The sequence below is a fragment of the Acidovorax sp. LjRoot66 genome, from assembly GCF_964253305.1.
In the GTDB taxonomy this organism is placed as follows: Bacteria; Pseudomonadota; Gammaproteobacteria; order Burkholderiales; family Burkholderiaceae_C; genus Acidovorax.
Map to the genome: position 1 here is coordinate 1,803,527 of NZ_CAXUQU020000001.1, position 17,164 is coordinate 1,820,690.

Here is a 17,164-nt window from a genome sequence, read left to right on the forward strand (position 1 = left end):
GTTCAGGCCGCCAGAACGCTTTGCAGAGCGCGAAGGGCGTTGTGCGGCGGCCCCGGCAGTTCGCCGCCGTGCAGCACCACGCCGGTGGATGCGAGCTTGGCCTCGTGCTTGGCCACGGCGGCCAGGTTGGCCACCTCTTCGGCATGGCGGTAGGTGCCGGGCTGTATGCGCACGGCGCCGATGGCCAGCGTGGTGCAGGGGAAGAAGCGGCGCACGCCGTGGCGGTCTTCCGAATGGATGCCGCCCATGGCGCGCGCGCCGTCGTCGAACAGGGTCAGCGCCTCGCGCGCGAACTCGTCCACGATGTTCTTGCAGCGCTGCAGCCAGTTGCTGCTCTGGAAGATGAGCATGAAATCATCGCCCCCCACATGGCCCACGAAGTCACGGCGCGCGTCGCAGTGCGTGGTGGCCAGGCGCGCCACCAGGCGGATCATCTGGTCGCCGCGCCAGTAGCCGTAGTGGTCGTTGAAGGGCTTGAAGTTGTTCAGGTCGGCATAGCAGGCCACGAACTCGGTGCCGCTTTCCAGCAGGCGCTGCATGTGCATGCTGATGGGGATGTTGCCGGGCAGAAAGGTCAGCGGGTTGGCATGGCGTGCGGCCTCGATGCGCGTCTCGGTCACCGCGCGCACCAGTTGGTCGCCGGTGCCCAGGCCCACGTAGCGGCCGTTGTCGGTGACGATGTAACCATCGCTCAGGTAGCGCTGGTCCTGCGAGGTGAGGATGCCCACGAGCTGATCCACGTCGCAGTCGAGCTCCACCACGCGCGGCGTGCTGTTGGCAAAGACGATGCAGGGTTTGCGGCCATGCACTTCGCGAAAATACAGCGTGGCGTAGTGGTTCATGAACTGCTGGCGGTTGATCAGCGCCACCGGGCGTGCACCATCGACCACCGCCAGCGCATGCAGGTCCACCCGCTCCTGCAGCAGTGCGGCCACTTCGTCGTTGGTGGAGGAGGGCGTCACAGTGGGCGCCTGCACCACCATCAGGCTGCGCAGAATGCCCGGGCGCGCCGTCTGGCCCAGGTGCGGCAGCACGGCGACGCGGCGGTCCTGCAGCACGTCGAGCGCCGGGCCGTCGATGGCCTCGCGCGGGGTGCGCGCAGGGCGGCCCAGCACCCAGCCCTGGCCGTAGGGGATGGCCAGGTCGCGCAGTGCGCGCAGGTCGTCGCGCGTCTCGATGCCCTCGGCGATCAGCGTGGTGCCGAACACGTCGGCAATGCCCTTGATAGCCTGCAGCATCTGCAGGTTCTCGGGGTGCTCGCTGATGTCGTGGATGAAGTAGCGGTCGATCTTCACGAAGTCGGGCTTGACCTCGGACCACAGGCGCAGGCTGGAGCGTCCGTCGCCAAAATCGTCGAGCGCCAGGCGTGCGCCGCAGGCATGCACCTCGCGGATGGCTTCGCGCAGCGCGGGCATGTCGGTCACGCGCTCGTGCTCGGTGATCTCGAACACCAGCATGCGAGCGCTCACGCCGAAGCCGCGCACCGCCTCGCCCAGGCGGCGCTCGCCGCACAGGGCCACCGCATGCACCAGCGCATCGGCGCTGATGTTCACGAACAGACGGCCGGGCGCACCATGGTCGCCCCAGTCGCGCAGCGCCGTGAAAACGCACACCAGCTCGAAATCCAGCAGCAGGCCCTCGCGCCGCGCCAGGTCCAGCAGCACGTCGGGGGTGTGCAGGGCCGATCCCTCGGGGCCGCGGATCAGGGCCTCATGGGCAAAGATGCTGCCTTCGCGCAGGTCCCCGAGCGGCTGGAACACGCAGTACAGGCCACCACCGCGCATCAGCCGCGCCAGCGGTCCCGACCCCAGCCGTGCGGCGGGCGACAGCAGCGCGAGCATGCGGTCGAGACGTTCTTGCTTGGGATGCGCCATGGTTGCAATTTGTCACTTCTAGGGGGTTCACCATACCGGGCGGGTGTGACAGTTGCGTTACAGCGGCCCCGGGTTTACACCGGTGCCCCCAAGCCCACGCACAATGTGCACCATGCCCGACATCTCTCTTCCCCAACCTGGCCTGTTGCCTGATTTCCACGCCGATCCCCGCGGCTTTCTGCGGGGCCTGTTCGACGTTGCCGTGCGCAGCGCTCAGCCCCTGCACGGCATGCGCGCCTGGCTGCCCGCGCCCCCGCGTGGCCGCACCCTGGTGCTGGGAGGCGGCAAGGCCGGTGGCGCCATGGCCCAGGCGCTCGAAGCCTTGTGGCCGCACGACGCGCCGCTGTCGGGCCTGGTCGTCACCCGCTACGGGCACATCCCGCCCCGGCCTGAGGGCCTGGTGCAGCGCATCGAGGTGGTCGAGGCCGCGCACCCCGTGCCCGACGCCGCTGGCGAAGCCGCTGCCCAGCGCCTGCTGGAGCTGACCGAGGGCCTGACCGCCGACGACCTGGTGCTGTGCTTGATCTCGGGCGGGGGCTCCTCGCTGCTCACCCTGCCGGGCGAGGGCCTGACGCTCGATGACAAGCAGCGCATCAACCGCGCCCTGCTGGAGAGCGGGGCCGACATCGCCGAGATGAACTGCGTGCGCAAGCACCTTTCGCGCATCAAGGGCGGGCGGCTGGCGGCGGCCTGCGGGCCGGCGCGCGTGGTCACGCTGACCATCAGCGACGTGCCGGGCGACGACCCTTCGGTCATCGCCAGCGGCCCCACCGTGCCCGACGCCACCACCTGCGCCGATGCGCTGGCCATCCTGGTGCGCTACGGCATCGAGGTGCCGCACCAGACCCTGCAGGCGCTGCGCGACGGTGCGCTGGAAACGCCCAAGCCCGGCGACGCCGTGTTCGAAGGCCATGCCGTGCACCTGGTGGCCACGCCCTGGCAGGCGCTGGAGGCCGCAGCTGCGGCGGCGCGCGCGGCGGGCGTGGATGCCGTCATCCTCTCGGACGAGATCGAAGGCGAGTCGCGCGATGTGGGCAAGGTGCATGCGGCCATGGCGCGCTCGGTGGCGCGCCGGGGCCAGCCGTTCACCAAGCCCTGCGTCATCCTCTCGGGTGGCGAAACCACGGTCACGGTGCGCCCGCGCGCGCCCGACGCCCCGCGTGGCCGCGGCGGCCGCGCCGGGGAGTTCTGCCTGGGGCTGGCCAAGGCGCTGCAGGGCGAGCCGTCGGTCTGGGCGCTGGCTGCCGATACCGACGGCATCGATGGCGTGGAGAACAACGCGGGCGCCTTCGTGGTGCCCGACACCTTGCACCGCGCCCATGCGGCGGGTGCCGACATCGAAGACGCCCTGCAGCGCAACGACGCCTGGGGCTACTTCGCGGCCCTGGGCGACCTGCTGGTCACCGGGCCCACGCACACCAATGTGAACGACTTTCGGGCGATTCTGGTGCTGTAGTCAACCGCCAGGCTGCCCGGGCGGCGCTGGCATCAGAACCTGTGGCGGATTCCGAGGCCGAAGCTGTTGCCTGTCGTGCGGGCGGTGATGCGGTCGTTCATCAGCATCGCATACAGGTCGGTGCGCTTGGACAGGAAGTGGTCATAGCCCAGCGTGAAGGTCTTGCGCGAGACGTCGGTGGCCGTCATTTCGGTTTGGGCCCATGAGGCCAGCACCTTGCCGGTGCTGAACACCGGCACGGACACGCCCAGTTGCAGGGTCTTGGCCTTGTTGGTGGTGTTGTCGGCCTTGGCCTGGCCGTAGCTGGCAAAGGCCTTGACCACAGTGAAGTCGTAGGCGCCGCCCAGCATCCAGTCGCTCTTGGTGGTGCCCAGGTAGGTGCTGGGCACGGCGGGGTTGCCGACCTGGTCGCGCTCGTAGAAGCCCGTGAGCGTGAGTGGGCCGTTGAAGTACAGCGCGTTCAGGCCGACGTTCTTCTTGCCGTTGTCGCCCGCGACCTCGCCCACCTGGTAGTGCGCGTTCACGGTGAGCCCGCCCATGCTCGGTGTGCTGTAGATGATCTCGTTGGACCAGCCGGTGTCCGAGGGTGTGGTGGCCGTCCAGCCGGTGCCGTTGAACAGGGGCACGTTCATGTGCAGGATCAGCGGCGCGAAGGTGAACGAATCGCCCATCGGGTTCGACAGGATCGAGGGCAGGAAGTTGGGCGCCAGGCCCCGGCCCACCGTCACCGTGCCGAAGCCGCCCGACAGGCCCACGTTGGCATCGCGCGAGAAGAAGGTGTCGTTCACGAAGCGGCCCTGCACGCCGCTGTCCACCTTGATGAACGAGGTCAGCGCGAAGTTGGCCTTGAGGCCGCCGCCGAGGTCTTCGGTGCCCTTGACGCCGAACCACGAGGTGGTCATGCCACCGCTGTTGAGCACCGTGGCGCGGCCGGCATCGCCAGCGTTGCGCAGGGAGCCGACGAAGACGTCGGTCAGGCCCATCAGCTGGACGGAACTCTGGGCCTGGGCAGTTGCGCTGGTGCACAGCAGCGCGCTGCCGAGCGACAGGGCAATCAGGTTTGTTTTCATGTTGTGTACTCCTGGGGTGGGGGAAGCCGGATGTCCGGCGCGGGGATGCGGCGCCGCCCTGTGTTGCACCTTGGTGCGCGGGCGGGCGCAGCGGAGGGATTTCGCAAGTTCCATGCCCCTTGCCAACAACTGCTTACAGAAAGCGGACGGATTGCCCCGTTGCCTTGGCCGGGGTCTTTCATGGCCTGGCAGGCCGCGTGCATGGCGCCGGTTTGATCTTGCTCAATGTGCCCTCAGCCCCCGCCCGGCACAGTTCGGGCCATGCTGCCCTCTTCGCTTTTCTCCCTGCCTGCACAGTTCCAGGTCGCTGCGGCCGGCGACGTGCTGCGGCACCGCCACCAGACCCTGGCCACCGCAGCGCACCTGGAGCGCGGGCGTGTGCTGCTCGGGGTGTGCGAGCGCGGCCAGATGCGCCACCAACTGGGCGTGGTCGAGGCGCCGTTCTGGCTTGACGCTGCCTCGGCGCTGTTGGGGGAGCCCTGTGCGGTGGACATGGTGGCGCAGACCCAGGTGCAGCTGCGCCATCTGCCGGTGGACGTGCTTCGCAGCCACTGCGAGGCGCTGCCCCCTGCGGCGCAGGCCTTGCTGCGCGACATGGCCACGGGCTACCTGCAGCAGTCGGGCCTGGCGGTGAGCCGCCTCGCGCAGGACGCCCAGGCGCGCTGCGCGCAGTGGCTGCTGCAGAACGCCGAGCCGGACACGGGCGGCGCCATGAGCGTCACCCTGCACCAGCGCAAGCGGCTCATTGCCGCGCAACTGGGCATCGCCCCCGAGACCTTCTCGCGCGTGATGCGCCACCTGCGCGAGCACGGCCTGGTGGCCGGCACCGGCAACGTGCTCAGGCTACCCCAGCCGATGGCGCTGCAGTCGGTCGCAGGCGGCTGAGCCGGTACGACCGGCCTTCTGCGGGCAGGTAGCAGTGCGGGCAGCCCGCAACGCATGAAACTGGCGAGAGGGATGAAGGCGCGAAGCGCCTCAGGGGGAGCACCACCACTAGGGTTTTTCCTTGGGGGCATGTGAGGGTTCCACCCAAGCCCCTGTGGGCGGGTGCTGCGTATATTCGTTGGAAGCCCTGTTGTTTCCCACAGTTCCCATGCCCGCCTCCCTCATCGTCCGCACCTGCAGCCCTCCCCACCGGGACAGCGCATGACGCCACCCGCGAACCCCGTCGCTGCCGCGCAAGAGCCGGCCTTGGGCCTGCCGGGCTCCCTGGTGCTGCGGCTGATGGCGGTGGCTGCGCTGGTGGTGGTGCTGGCGAGCGCGGCGTCGGTGTGGCTGGTCTCGCGTGCCGCAGGCCAGGAGGCCATGCGCCGCATGGTCGGCCAGCAGACCGATGAGGTGGAGGTGGTGGCGCGGCTGTTGGCCAGCAAGATCGAGCAGAGCCAGAAGGTGCTGCGCACGGTGGCACAGGGCATCACCCCGGCCATGCTCGAATCGCCCTCGTCGCTGGACTGGCTGCTGCAGCAGGGCCTGCCTGCGGTGGGGTTCTTCGATGCCCTGCAGGTGGCCCGCAAGGATGGCGAACTCCGACTCAACATCCGTGCGGGCCAACTGGTCAAGGCGGCCGACCTGGACCCAGCGGAGCGCGATGCCCTGCGCCGCACGCTGATCGATGGCAAACCCCAGGTGTCGGAGCTGATTGCCGGGCGCACCAGCAATGCGCGCATCCTGTTCACGCTGCCGCTGCACAGCGAGGAGGGCGCGGTGCTGGGCGTGGTCGCGGGGGCGCTCAGGCTGCAGTCGCAGGGCCTGCTGCCGCAGTCCATGGCGCTGCCGGCGCGCGATGACTCGCGCCTGGTGGTCTTCACCCGCGACGGCACCATCCTCTCGCACACCGACCCCGCGCGCATCATGGGCCAGGTGCGTGACGAGCCGGGCCTGGCCCCCGTATTCGCCGAGTGGCTGCGCCGTGCGCAGCCCGTGGTCGGGCGCGGGGTCACCGAGGTGCAGCCCGACCACATCGTGAGCGTGGCCGGCATGCCGCTGCCGCAGTGGTTCGTGGCCCGGGTCAGCAATTCGCAGGCGCTGCTGGCGCCGTTGCAGGGAGCCCAGCGCGATGCCTGGTGGCTGGCCGCCGCGGTGATTGCCCTGGGCGTGCTGCTGCTGGCCACGGCCATGGCCTGGATGGCCCAGCCCCTGGCCCAGCTGTGCCGGGGCGCGCAGCAGCTGCTGCGCCACGATGCCCGGGGCGCCATCGATTGGCCCGGTGGCCGGGGCGAGGTGGGTGCGCTGGTGCGGGTGTTCGACGGGCTGGCGCAGCAAAAGCGCCAGCAGGACCACCTGCACGCGCTGCTGCACGGGCAGTTCCAGGCCATCCTGGAGAACGCCTCGGTGGGCATTGTCATCACGCGCCATGGCGTGCTCGAAGTGGTGGGGCGGCAGGCCTGCCTGACGCTGGGCTACGCAGAGGGTGAACTGCAGGGCCGGCCGGCACGCACGCTGTACGGCTCTGACGCCGACTATGCCCGCCTGGGCGAGCGCGTGCAGTCGGCCTTCGCGGCGCATGGCACCTTCGATGGCGACGTGTGCTTCGTGCGCAAGGACGGCAGCCCCGTCTGGGCGCGGGTGCAGGGCCGCAAGGTGAATTCGGAGGCCCTGGGCGGAGGCACGGTGTGGATGCTGGAGGACATCACCGCCGCGCGCGAAGCCCAGTACCAGCAGGCCTGGGAGCTCACGCACGATGCCCTCACCCAGTTGCACAACCGCTCGGCCTTCGACCACCGACTGGCCCTGCTGCTGGCCGAGCGCTCGGCACGCACGCGAGCCACCGGTGCGGCGGGCACGGCGGTGGACGATGCACCCGACGACGGGGTGATGCTGTTCCTGGACCTTGACCATTTCACGCTGGTCAACGACGTGGCGGGCCACGATGCGGGCGACGACGTGCTGCGCCATGTGGCCCGGCTCATCGAGACCCAGGTGCGCCAGGTGGGCTGGTCTGCACGGCTGGGCGGCGACGAGTTCGCCGTGGTGCTGCCCGGCTGCCCGCTGGCGCGCGGCCAGGCCGTGGCCGAACAGCTGCGCGCCACGGTGCAGGCCTGGGAGCCGTCCTACCAGGGGCGCAGCTTCACGCTGGGCGTGAGCATCGGCCTGGTGGTGCTCGATGCCCACCTGCACGACGTGGCCTCGGTGCTGAATGCAGCCGACATGGCCTGCTACGACGCCAAGCGCGCCGGGCGCAACCGGGTGGAGACGCGCCATGCGCGCGACATGACATCCTCCGGTCGCATGGCGCTGGGGCCGTATTGATCCCCCTCAGTCGCTGACCTTGCCCAGCGCCCGCAGCACGTTCTCGGCTGTGGCGGGCGCGGTCAGCTGCACCGGCGCGCGGTCGTCCTCGCCGCCGCTGCGCGCAGCCGCCACGGCATTGCGCAGCGCCTCGTAGACGCTGATGGCCAGCATGAAGGGCGGTTCGCCCACGGCCTTGCTGCCGCCCACGTTGTCCTCGCGGTTGGCCTCGGGCCACAGGTTCACGCGGAAATGCGCGGGGATGTCGCCCGTGGCCGGGATCTTGTAGGTGCTGGGGGCGTGCGTGGCCAGGTAGCCCTTGTCGTTCCACACCAATTGCTCGGTGGTGAGCCAGCCCATGCCCTGCACGAAGCCGCCCTCGATCTGCCCGATGTCGATGGCCGGGTTGATGCTGTGGCCCACGTCGTGCAGGATGTCCACGGCGATCACGCGGCTCTCGCCGGTCAGCGTGTCGATCACCACCTCGGTGCAGGCCGCGCCGTACGAGAAGTAGTAGAACGGCCGGCCCGTGAGCGTGGTCTTGTCGTAGTGGATCTTGGGCGTGCGGTAGAAGCCGTCGCTCCACAGCTGGATGCGGTTGGCGTACGCCTCTTTGACCACGTCGTCGAAGGCGCGCACTTTCTTGGGCGAGATCACCTGCCCGCCCGCGAACTGGATGGCGCCCGCGCCGCAGCCATCGAGCCCGCAGACATAGGCCGCCAGGTTGTCGCGCACATGGCGCGCGGCGAACTGGGCGGCGCGGCCGTTCAGGTCGGTGCCGCTCGATGCGGCGGTGGCGCTGGCGTTGGGCACCTTGCTGGTGTCGCTGGCCGTGACCAGCACGCGGTGCAGGGGCACGCCCAGCTCGTCGGCCACGATCTGCGCCACCTTGGTGTGCAGGCCCTGGCCCATTTCGGTGCCGCCGTGGTTCACCTGCACGCTGCCGTCGGTGTACACGTGCACCAGCGCGCCAGCCTGGTTGAACAGGGTGGCCGTGAAGCTGATGCCGAACTTGACCGGCGTGATCGCCAGCCCGCGCTTGAGCACCGGGTTGGTGGCGTTCCATGCCGCAATCGCTGCCTGCCGCTGGCGGTAGTTGGCGTCGCGCTCCAGCTGGGGCATGAGTTCGTGCAGGATGTTGTCCTCCACAGTCATCTGGTAGTGGGTGACGTTGCGGCCTTCGCTCGCGTCGCGGCCGTAGAGGTTGCGCAGGCGCACGTCCTGCGCGTCCAGGCCCAGGGCGCGCGCCACGTCGCCCAGGATGGCCTCGATCACGATCACGCCCTGCGGGCCGCCAAAGCCGCGGAACGCCGTGTGGCTCTGGGTGTTGGTCTTGCAGCGGTAGGAGGCGATCTCCACGTCGCTCAGGTAGTAGGCGTTGTCGCTGTGGAACACGGCGCGGTCGGCCACCGGGCCCGACAGGTCGGCCGAGAAGCCGCAGTTGGCCGCCATGTGCAGGTTCAGCCCGGTGATGCGGCCCGTGCCGTCAAAGCCCACGTCGTAGCGGTAGGCAAACGGGTGGCGCTTGCCGGTGACCATGAAGTCCTCGTCCCGGTCCAGGCGCAGCTTGATCGGGCGGCCCAGCTTGTGCGCCGCCACGGCGGCCCACACGGCCAGGTGCCCGGCCTGCGTCTCCTTGCCGCCAAAGCCCCCGCCCATGCGCCGGCACTCCACGCGCACGGCATGGTTGTCGATGCCCAGGGCGTGCGCCACCCAGTGCTGCACCTCGCCCGGGTGCTGGGTGCTGGAATAGACCCACCACTGCTTCTGCTCCAGCGGCATGGCGTAGGCGATCTGGCCCTCTAGGTAGAAGTGCTCCTGCCCACCGACGTCGAAGGTGCCTTGCAGGCGGTGTTCTGAGCCGGCCAGGCCGGCCGCCGCATCGCCGCGGCGCACGAACACCGGTGGCAGCACATAGCTTTCGGCGGCCAGCGCGTCCTGCACCGTCAGCACGGCCGGCAGCGGGGTGATGTCGAGCTTCACCGCGCGCACCGCGCGGCGCGCCTGCATCACCGTGTCGGCCACCACCAGGCCGATGACCTGGCCGATGTGCTGCACCGTGTCCATGGCAAACACCGGCTCGTCGTGCGCGAAGGCGGCCAGCATCTTGTCGCCTGGCACGTCGGCCGACAGCACCACGCCGCGCACGCCGGGCAGGGCCAGGGCGGCGCTCGCGTCCACGCCGTTCAGGCGCCCGTGGGCCACGGTGGAGAGGATGGGCGAGGCGTATAGCGTGCCCTTGATCTCGGGCAGGTCGTCGATGTAGTGGGCCGCACCGGCCACCTGGGCGCGGGCGCTTTCGTGGATGTGCGAATGGCCCATGGCGCGCAGCGTGGCGGGGGGCGTGGGTGCCTGGGGCGCCGCCACGGGCTGGTCGGCGTGCGCATCGGCCTGCACCACCACCGGGTCGTCCACGGCGTCGCGGCTCACGGGAGAGGGGTCACGCTGGTTCATACGCTGGCCTCCAGTCGGAAGTTTTCCACGCTCACCGCGTCCTGGCCCTGGCTTTCGAGCCAGAAGCGCTGCAGCAGGCTGGCCAGCACGGTGCGCCGGTAGGCGCCGCTGGCACGCATGTCGGAGATGGGGCTGAACTCGGCCTGCAGGGCATCGGCTGCTTTTTGCACGGTCTCGGCCGACCAGGGCTGGCCGGTGAGGGTGGCTTCGGTCTGCCGCGCGCGTGCTGGGGTGGCGGCCACGCCGCCCGCACCGATGCTGGCTCGGCGCACCACGCCGGCCTCAATGTCGAGGTTGATGACCAGGCAGACTGCCGAAATGTCGTCGTCGAAGCGCTTCGATATCTTGTACGCCCTCAAGGCCTCGGTCACGCCCGGGCGCGGCACCACGATGCGCACCAGCAGCTCATCGGCCGCCATCACGCTCTGGCGGTAGCCGGTGTACAGGTCTTCCAGCGCCAGCGTGCGCTCGCCGCGCGTGCTGGCCAGCACGATCTGGGCGCGCAGGGCGATCAGCAGCGGCATGGAGTCGCCGATGGGCGAGCCATTGGCGACATTGCCGCCCAGCGTGCCCGAGTTGCGCACCGGCAGGCCCGCGAAGCGCGTGGCAAAGGTGTGCAGCTGCGGCCACTGGCGGGTGAGTGCGGCAAAGGCATCGGTCAGCGATACGGCGGCGCCGATGGTGATCTGTTGCGCGTCTTCACCGAGATGCAGCAACTCGGCCGCGCGCGTCACGTCCAGTATCTGCGCGTACTGCTTGTGCATCTTGGTGACCCACAGGCCCACGTCGGTGCAGCCGGCCACCACCTGGGCACCGGGGTGCGCGGCGCGCGCGGCCAGCAGGGCGGGCAGGGTGGTCGGGGCCAGGTAGGCCGTGCCGTCCGCCTCCGGGGCTTGCAGCTGTGCCAGCTGGCGCAGCAACTGCGCCTCGTCCACGGCTACGGGGGGCAAGGCGGCCATCTGCTGGGCGGCATCGAGGATGGGGCGGTAGCCTGTGCAGCGGCACAGGTTGCCCGAGAGTTCTTCCTGCGCCAGCTCGCGCGTGATGGGCTGGCCCTGGCAGACATGGTTCTGGTACATGCCGAACAGGCTCATCACGAAGCCCGGCGTGCAAAAGCCGCACTGCGAGCCGTGGCACTGCACCATGGCCTCCTGCGCGGGGTGCAGGGTGATGGGCTTTTCCACCGGCGCGGCCGGGCCGGCGGGGCGGATCAGCGGGTCTTCGGCCAGGTCTTCTACCGTCCACAGCGCCATGCCGTCCACCGAGTGGGCCAGGCGGATGCAGCTGTTCACGGCGCTGTAGTGCAGCTTGCCATTGCGCTCTTCACCCAGCACCACCGTGCAGGCACCGCAGTCGCCCTCGCCGCAGCCCTCCTTGGTGCCCGTGCAGCCCAGGTCCTCGCGCAGCACCTCCAGCAAGGTGCGGTCGGGCGGTACGTCGTGCAGCGCCGCGGGCTGGCCGCGGCGGATGAAGCGAAGAGGTCGGTGGGTCATCGTCATGCGTGGGGTGCTCAAAAACGGGCAAATCGGTCAAAACCAGAGCGTATGCGCGCCTGCAACAGACCGCATATGCCAGAGCGTATAACGAGGATGCCTGCCGCGCTATGACTGCGCGCCCACCGGGGGCAAAAAAGGCCGCTGCCGCCACACTCCGTGGCACCGGCCGGACGCCGGGGCCCAGTGGCTGCTGGCTACACTGGCGCGCCCACCGCACCATCGCACACCATCGCACACCATCGCGCACCATTTCTGCCCATGCCCGCCGCAACGCCTTCTCGCCCACCTGCCGCCACCCTGGACCAGCCGGTGTACGAGGCCGTGCTCGACGACGTCATGCACGGCCGGCTGCGGCCCGGCGAGCGCCTGGGCGAGCCCGCGCTGTGCGAGCGCTTCGGAGTGAGCCGCACGGTGGTGCGCCAGGCCCTGCACCGGCTGGCCGAACTGCGCATCCTGGACATCGTGCCCAACAAGGGTGCCACGGTGGCCCGCCCCGGCCCGAAGGAGACACGCGACATCTTCGCCGCGCGCCGCGTGGTGGAGGCGGGCATCGTGCGCATGGTGGCTGCGCGCATCACCCATGGCGAGGTGCAGCGCCTCAAGCAGCGCATGCGCGCCGAGCACGAGGCCCTGCACCAGCAGGACCATGCGCGCTGGGTGGCGCTGGCGGGTGGCTTTCATCTGGCGCTGGCGGAGCTGTCGGGCAATGCCGAGTTGCAGCGCATCCTGACCGAACTGATGACGCGCTGCTCGCTGATCGTGGCGCTGTACGAGACGCCCGGCGAATCCAGCTGCGAGCACGAGGAGCACGAGCAGCTCGTCGAGCACCTGGCCCTGCGCGATGGCGCTGCCGCCGCCGATGCCATGGACCGCCACCTGTTGGCGCTGGAGGCGCGCCTGTCCCTGCCGGAAGAGCTGCCGCAGGGCTGATTGCGAAAATCGTATACGATCTGTGCGATGCCGCCATGAATCAACGGCATGGTTTAAAATTTCGTATACGATTTATTCAATCGCGGCGCCATGGACATCGACTTCTCGCAGATAGACGCCTACCAGCGCTACAAGCTCATGGCCAGCCTGATCGTGCCGCGCCCCATCGCGCTGATCACCACGCTGGGCGAAGACGGCACGGTGAATGCTGCCCCGTTCAGCATGTTCAACATGCTGGGCGAGGACCCCCCGGTGGTCATGGTCAGCATCAACCGCCTGAAGGACGGCCTGCTCAAGGACACGGCGGCCAACATCCTGCGCACCGGCGAGTTCGTGGTGCACATCACCGACGAGGCCATGGCCGCGCAGATGCACGCCTGCGGCGACAGCCTGCCGCCACACCAGAGCGAACTGGTGCACGCCGGCCTCACACCCGTGCCTTCGCGCAGCGTGGCGCCGCCGCGCATCGCGGAGGCACCCGTGGCTTTCGAGTGCGTGCTGCACGAAACGCTGGAGACCGCCAGCCGCTACGTCTTCATCGGCCGCGTGCAGTGGCTGGGCGTGCGCGAAGGCCTGGTGGACACCGAACGCTGGCGCGTGCGCCTGCAGGATTTCCATCCCGTGGGGCGCTTCGGCGCGAGCTTCTACGTGAAGACCGGTGAGCGCTTCGCCATCGGCGCGGACACGCCTGCGCAGGCCCGCAGAACCGCCATCGACGAGATCTGAGCGCCATCGCGAGGCGGTAGCCGCACTGCGCGGGGCTTGACCTCGGGCCTGCGGCCTGCACAGGGATTTCCAGGGGCACGTCGCAGCGGGTGTGCGGTGTACAGTGCGCCGACACTTTTTGCCCACCCCACAACGCCCCCACTCCCCACATCGCGCAGCGCAGCGCATCCATCGCGCGCAGCGGCATACGTGATGGCGTATGACAAGAATGCAGGCCCCTGTATGCGAGACCACGCCCTTTTCGACAAGATAGACCTCCATCTCATAAGGGTCTTGCACACCGTGTTGACTGAACGCAGCGTATCGAGGGCAGCCGTCCGCCTGGGCATGCACCAGCCGGCGGTGTCGGCCGCGCTCAAGCGGCTGCGCGACCTGGCGGGCGATCCGCTGCTGGTGCGCTCGGGCGCCAGCATGATGCCCACCGACGCGGCGCTGCGCATGGTGGAGCCCGCGGGCGCCATCCTGCGCTCGGCCGAGGCCCTGTTCTCCGATGCGCGCGGCTTCGATCCGCGCACCGCCACCCGCACCTTCCGCGTGGCGGCCAGCGACTACCTGGACCCCTACTTCCTGCCGCAGCTGGTGGCGCGCATCAAAGTCGAGTCGCCGATGTGCCCCATCGAGATCCTGCCGCTGTCGGGCGACACCCACTACCACGCCCACCTTGCGCAGGGCGACGTGGACGTGGTCATCGGCAACTGGCCCCAGCCCCCGGACGACCTGCACATGGGCCGCCTGTTCGGCGACGAGGTGGTGTGTCTCGTGAACCGCGACCACCCCGCCGTGCGCCGCGGCTGGGACGCCGAGAGCTGGCTGGCTGCCGAGCACATCGCCCCCACGCCCACCCACCCCGGCGCGCGCGGCGTGATCGACATGCACCTCGATGGCCTGGGCCTGGCGCGCAACATCACGGCGCGCTGTGCGCACTTCAGCGCCATACCGCCCATCGTGGCATCGAGCTTGCTTGTGCTGACCACCGGGCGCCAGTACTGCGAACGCTATGTGGACCACCTGCCGCTGGCCATTTTGCCGGCCCCCGTGGAGTTTCCGCGCCTCATGTACTACCAGCTGTGGCATGCCCGCACGCACCATTCCGCAGCCGCCGTGTGGCTGCGCGACTGCGTGAAGGCGGTGGCTGCGTCGCTACGAAAAGAATAGCTTTGCGGTCATGCTGAACAAGCGATGGCAGGCAGTTTTATCCCTATAACGACCCACCAATCTGAGAGACAATCCACCGCATGAGTTCACCACCTCTTTCCAATGCCCCGGGCTTGGCGCCCCGGCTGCAGCTCACGGGCATCACCAAGCGCTATCCCGCCGTGGTGGCCAACAGCGGTGTCTCCCTCACGGTGCAGCCCGGTGAGATCCATGCCGTGCTGGGCGAAAACGGCGCGGGCAAGTCCACGCTGATGAAGATCATCTACGGCTCGGTCAAACCCGACGAGGGCAGCGTGCACTTCAACGGCCAGGCCGTGCAGGTGCGCAACCCGCAGGAGGCACGGGCCCTGGGCATCGCCATGGTGTTCCAGCACTTCAGCCTGTTCGATACGCTGACCGTGGCCGAGAACGTCTGGCTGGGCCTGGACAAGAGCCAGGACCTTGCCGAGGTGACCGAGCGCATCACCGCCAAGGCGGCCGAGTACGGCCTCGACATCGATCCGCTGCGCCCCGTGCACACGCTCAGCGTGGGCGAGATGCAGCGCGTGGAGATCATCCGTGCGCTGCTCACCAACCCCAAGGTGCTGATCCTTGATGAGCCCACCTCGGTGCTCACGCCCCAGGCGGTGGAAAAGCTCTTCGTGGTGCTGCGCAAGCTCGCGGCCGAGGGCTGCAGCATCCTCTACATCAGCCACAAGCTGCACGAGATACGCGCGCTGTGCACCGCCTGCACCGTGCTGCGCGGCGGCAAGGTCACGGGCGTGTGCAACCCGGCCGAGGAGTCGAACGCCTCGCTCTCGCGCCTGATGATCGGTGCCGAGCCGCCGGCGCTGGAGCACCGCACCGTGCAGACCGGCGCCACCGTGCTCAGCGTGCGGGGCCTGTCGCTGCCGCGTGCCGACCAGTTCGGCGTGGACCTGGTGGACCTGTCCTTCGAGGTCAAGGCCGGCGAGGTGGTCGGCATTGCCGGGGTCTCCGGCAACGGGCAGAAGGAATTGCTCTACGCGCTGTCGGGTGAAGACCAGCGCGCCGAGCCGGCCAGCATCCAGGTGTCCGGCCAGAACGCCGGCCGCATGGGCCCGAGCCGCCGCCGCGCGCTGGGCCTGCATTTCGTGCCCGAGGAGCGCCTGGGCCGCGGCGCCGTGCCCACCATGGGCCTGGCGCACAACCTGCTGCTCACGCGCACCAATTCGGTGGCGGGCAGCGGCTGGATCAAGGTGGGGGCGCTCGAATCGCATGCGCGCGCCATCATCGAGCGCTTCCACGTCAAGGCGGGTGGCCCGCATGCGGCTGCCAAGTCGCTGTCGGGCGGCAACCTGCAGAAATTCATCGTGGGCCGCGAGATCGACGCCAAGCCCCGGCTGCTCATCATCTCGCAACCCACCTGGGGCGTGGACGTGGGCGCGGCCGCGCAGATCCGCGGCGAAATCCTGGCGCTGCGCGATGCCGGTTGCGCCGTGCTGGTGGTCAGTGAGGAGCTGGACGAATTGTTTGAAATCTGCGACCGCCTGCATGTCGTGGCCAAGGGCCACCTCTCGCCCTCGGTGCCGCGCGCCGAGGCCACCGTGGAACGCATCGGCGAGTGGATGAGCGGGCTGTGGCATGCCGACGTGCAGGGCCACCTGGCGCAGGCTGCCGTGGCCGCCGGCGGGGAGCACCACCATGCTTAAGCTCGAGCCGCGCCCCCAGGCCTCGCGCCTCTGGACCTTCGGCTCGCCGCTGCTGGCGCTGGCCTTCACCGTGCTGATCGGCATCATCCTCTTCGCTGCACTGGGCAAGGACCCCGTGCGTGCGTTGCAGATCTTCTTCTGGGAGCCGATCAAGACGCCCTACGCCATCGGCGAGTTGATGGTCAAGGCCACGCCGCTGCTGCTCATCGCGCTCGGCCTGGCCGTGTGCTTTCGCTCCAACGTCTGGAACATCGGCGCCGAGGGCCAGTTCGTCATCGGCGCCGTGGCGGCCGGCGGCGTGGCGCTGCTGGCCGACAAGACCACCGGCCCCTGGATCGTGCCGGCCATTTTGTTGGCCGGTGTGCTGGGCGGCATGGCCTGGGCCGGGCTCACGGCACTGCTGCGCGACAAGTTCAACGCCAGCGAGATCCTGGTCAGCCTGATGCTGGTCTACGTGGCCACGCTGGTGCTGGGCTACCTGGTCTACGGCCCCTGGAAGGACCCCATGGGCTACAACTTCCCGCAGACCAAGACCTTCGAGCGCGTGACGCAGATACCGCGCCTGATGCAGGGCTCGCGCATGTCTATCGGCCTGCTGCTGGCCCTGGCCGGTGCGGCCGCGCTGTGGGTGTTTCTGTTCCGCACCCGTGCCGGTTTTGCCCAGCAGGTGGGCGGGTTGGCGCCGGCGGCGGCGCGCTATGCGGGCTTTTCGTCGCGCCGTGCGCTGTGGGTGGCGCTGCTGATCTCGGGCGGCGCTGCCGGCCTGGCGGGCGCGCTCGAAGTGGCCGGCCCCATCGGCCAGCTCACGCCCTATGTGCCGGCGGGCTACGGCTTCGCGGCCATCATCGTCGCCTTCGTGGGGCGGCTGCACCCGGTGGGCATGATCCTCTCGGCGATTTTGATGAGCATGTTCTACATCGGCGGCGAGCTGGCGCAGTCGCGCCTGGGCCTGCCCAAGTCGCTCACGGGCGTGTTCCAGGGCCTGCTGCTGTTCACGCTGCTGGCCTGCGACACGCTGATTGCCTACCGCGTGCGCCGGGTGGGCACGAAAGGGGTGAAGGCATGAACCACCACCACAGCCTCTGCGTGAATCTCTCGGCCAGGA

12 protein-coding genes are annotated in these 17,164 nt (G+C 69.4%); 8 read left to right on the forward strand and 4 right to left on the reverse strand.

All coding sequences use genetic code 11. The features are described 5' to 3' along the window. Positions 1-2 precede the first annotated feature (2 nt). On the reverse strand, positions 3-1,874 hold the full coding sequence (locus ACSQ3Y_RS08430; RefSeq protein ID WP_436176969.1) for an EAL domain-containing protein: 1,872 nt from the start codon (positions 1,872-1,874) through the stop codon (positions 3-5). Positions 1,875-1,986: 112 nt separating this feature from the next. Between ACSQ3Y_RS08430 and ACSQ3Y_RS08435 the strand changes: the two genes are divergently transcribed. Continuing rightward, on the forward strand, positions 1,987-3,330 hold the full coding sequence (locus ACSQ3Y_RS08435) for a glycerate kinase type-2 family protein (protein WP_436176970.1): 1,344 nt from the start codon (positions 1,987-1,989) through the stop codon (positions 3,328-3,330). A 32-nt stretch (positions 3,331-3,362) separates the two neighbouring features. Here the strand turns inward: ACSQ3Y_RS08435 and ACSQ3Y_RS08440 are convergent, their stop codons facing one another. Then, positions 3,363-4,400 carry a porin gene (locus ACSQ3Y_RS08440; protein ID WP_436176971.1) on the reverse strand — a complete coding sequence of 346 codons (1,038 nt, stop codon included), beginning with the start codon at positions 4,398-4,400 and terminating at the stop codon, positions 3,363-3,365. A 261-nt stretch (positions 4,401-4,661) separates the two neighbouring features. On the opposite strand from ACSQ3Y_RS08440, the gene ACSQ3Y_RS08445 reads away from it, so the two are divergent. Next, positions 4,662-5,285, forward strand: a complete 624-nt coding sequence (locus tag ACSQ3Y_RS08445; protein ID WP_436176972.1) for a Crp/Fnr family transcriptional regulator — start codon at positions 4,662-4,664, stop codon at positions 5,283-5,285. Positions 5,286-5,546: 261 nt separating this feature from the next. Then, on the forward strand, positions 5,547-7,649 hold the full coding sequence (locus tag ACSQ3Y_RS08450; RefSeq protein ID WP_436176973.1) for a diguanylate cyclase domain-containing protein: 2,103 nt from the start codon (positions 5,547-5,549) through the stop codon (positions 7,647-7,649). Between the two features lie 6 nt (positions 7,650-7,655). Here the strand turns inward: ACSQ3Y_RS08450 and xdhB are convergent, their stop codons facing one another. Together xdhB and xdhA are read right to left on the reverse strand one after the other, a co-directional pair. Further along, positions 7,656-10,082 carry a xanthine dehydrogenase molybdopterin binding subunit gene (xdhB, locus tag ACSQ3Y_RS08455; protein WP_436176974.1) on the reverse strand — a complete coding sequence of 809 codons (2,427 nt, stop codon included), beginning with the start codon at positions 10,080-10,082 and terminating at the stop codon, positions 7,656-7,658. Next, entirely contained in the window at positions 10,079-11,581 is a 1,503-nt protein-coding gene (xdhA, locus tag ACSQ3Y_RS08460; RefSeq protein WP_436176975.1) for a xanthine dehydrogenase small subunit, read from the reverse strand. Before xdhA ends, xdhB begins: the two co-directional genes overlap by 4 nt. A gap of 255 nt (positions 11,582-11,836) precedes the next feature. Between xdhA and ACSQ3Y_RS08465 the strand changes: the two genes are divergently transcribed. From ACSQ3Y_RS08465 to ACSQ3Y_RS08485, 5 genes are all read left to right on the forward strand, one after another. After that, a complete protein-coding gene (locus ACSQ3Y_RS08465) occupies positions 11,837-12,508 on the forward strand; it encodes a GntR family transcriptional regulator (RefSeq protein ID WP_436176976.1) in 672 nt (223 codons plus the stop codon). Positions 12,509-12,598: 90 nt separating this feature from the next. Beyond that, the gene (locus ACSQ3Y_RS08470) at positions 12,599-13,234 is read left to right on the forward strand and encodes a flavin reductase family protein (protein ID WP_436176977.1); all 636 of its coding nucleotides are present in this window, start codon (positions 12,599-12,601) and stop codon (positions 13,232-13,234) included. A gap of 222 nt (positions 13,235-13,456) precedes the next feature. After that, positions 13,457-14,389 (forward strand): LysR family transcriptional regulator, encoded by a 933-nt coding sequence (locus tag ACSQ3Y_RS08475; protein WP_436176978.1) that lies wholly within the window; start codon positions 13,457-13,459, stop codon positions 14,387-14,389. Between the two features lie 80 nt (positions 14,390-14,469). Beyond that, positions 14,470-16,059, forward strand: a complete 1,590-nt coding sequence (locus ACSQ3Y_RS08480; protein WP_436176979.1) for an ABC transporter ATP-binding protein — start codon at positions 14,470-14,472, stop codon at positions 16,057-16,059. Further along, the gene (locus tag ACSQ3Y_RS08485) at positions 16,052-17,125 is read left to right on the forward strand and encodes an ABC transporter permease (protein ID WP_436176980.1); all 1,074 of its coding nucleotides are present in this window, start codon (positions 16,052-16,054) and stop codon (positions 17,123-17,125) included. The genes ACSQ3Y_RS08480 and ACSQ3Y_RS08485 overlap by 8 nt, the downstream gene beginning before the upstream one ends. Positions 17,126-17,164 lie beyond the last annotated feature (39 nt).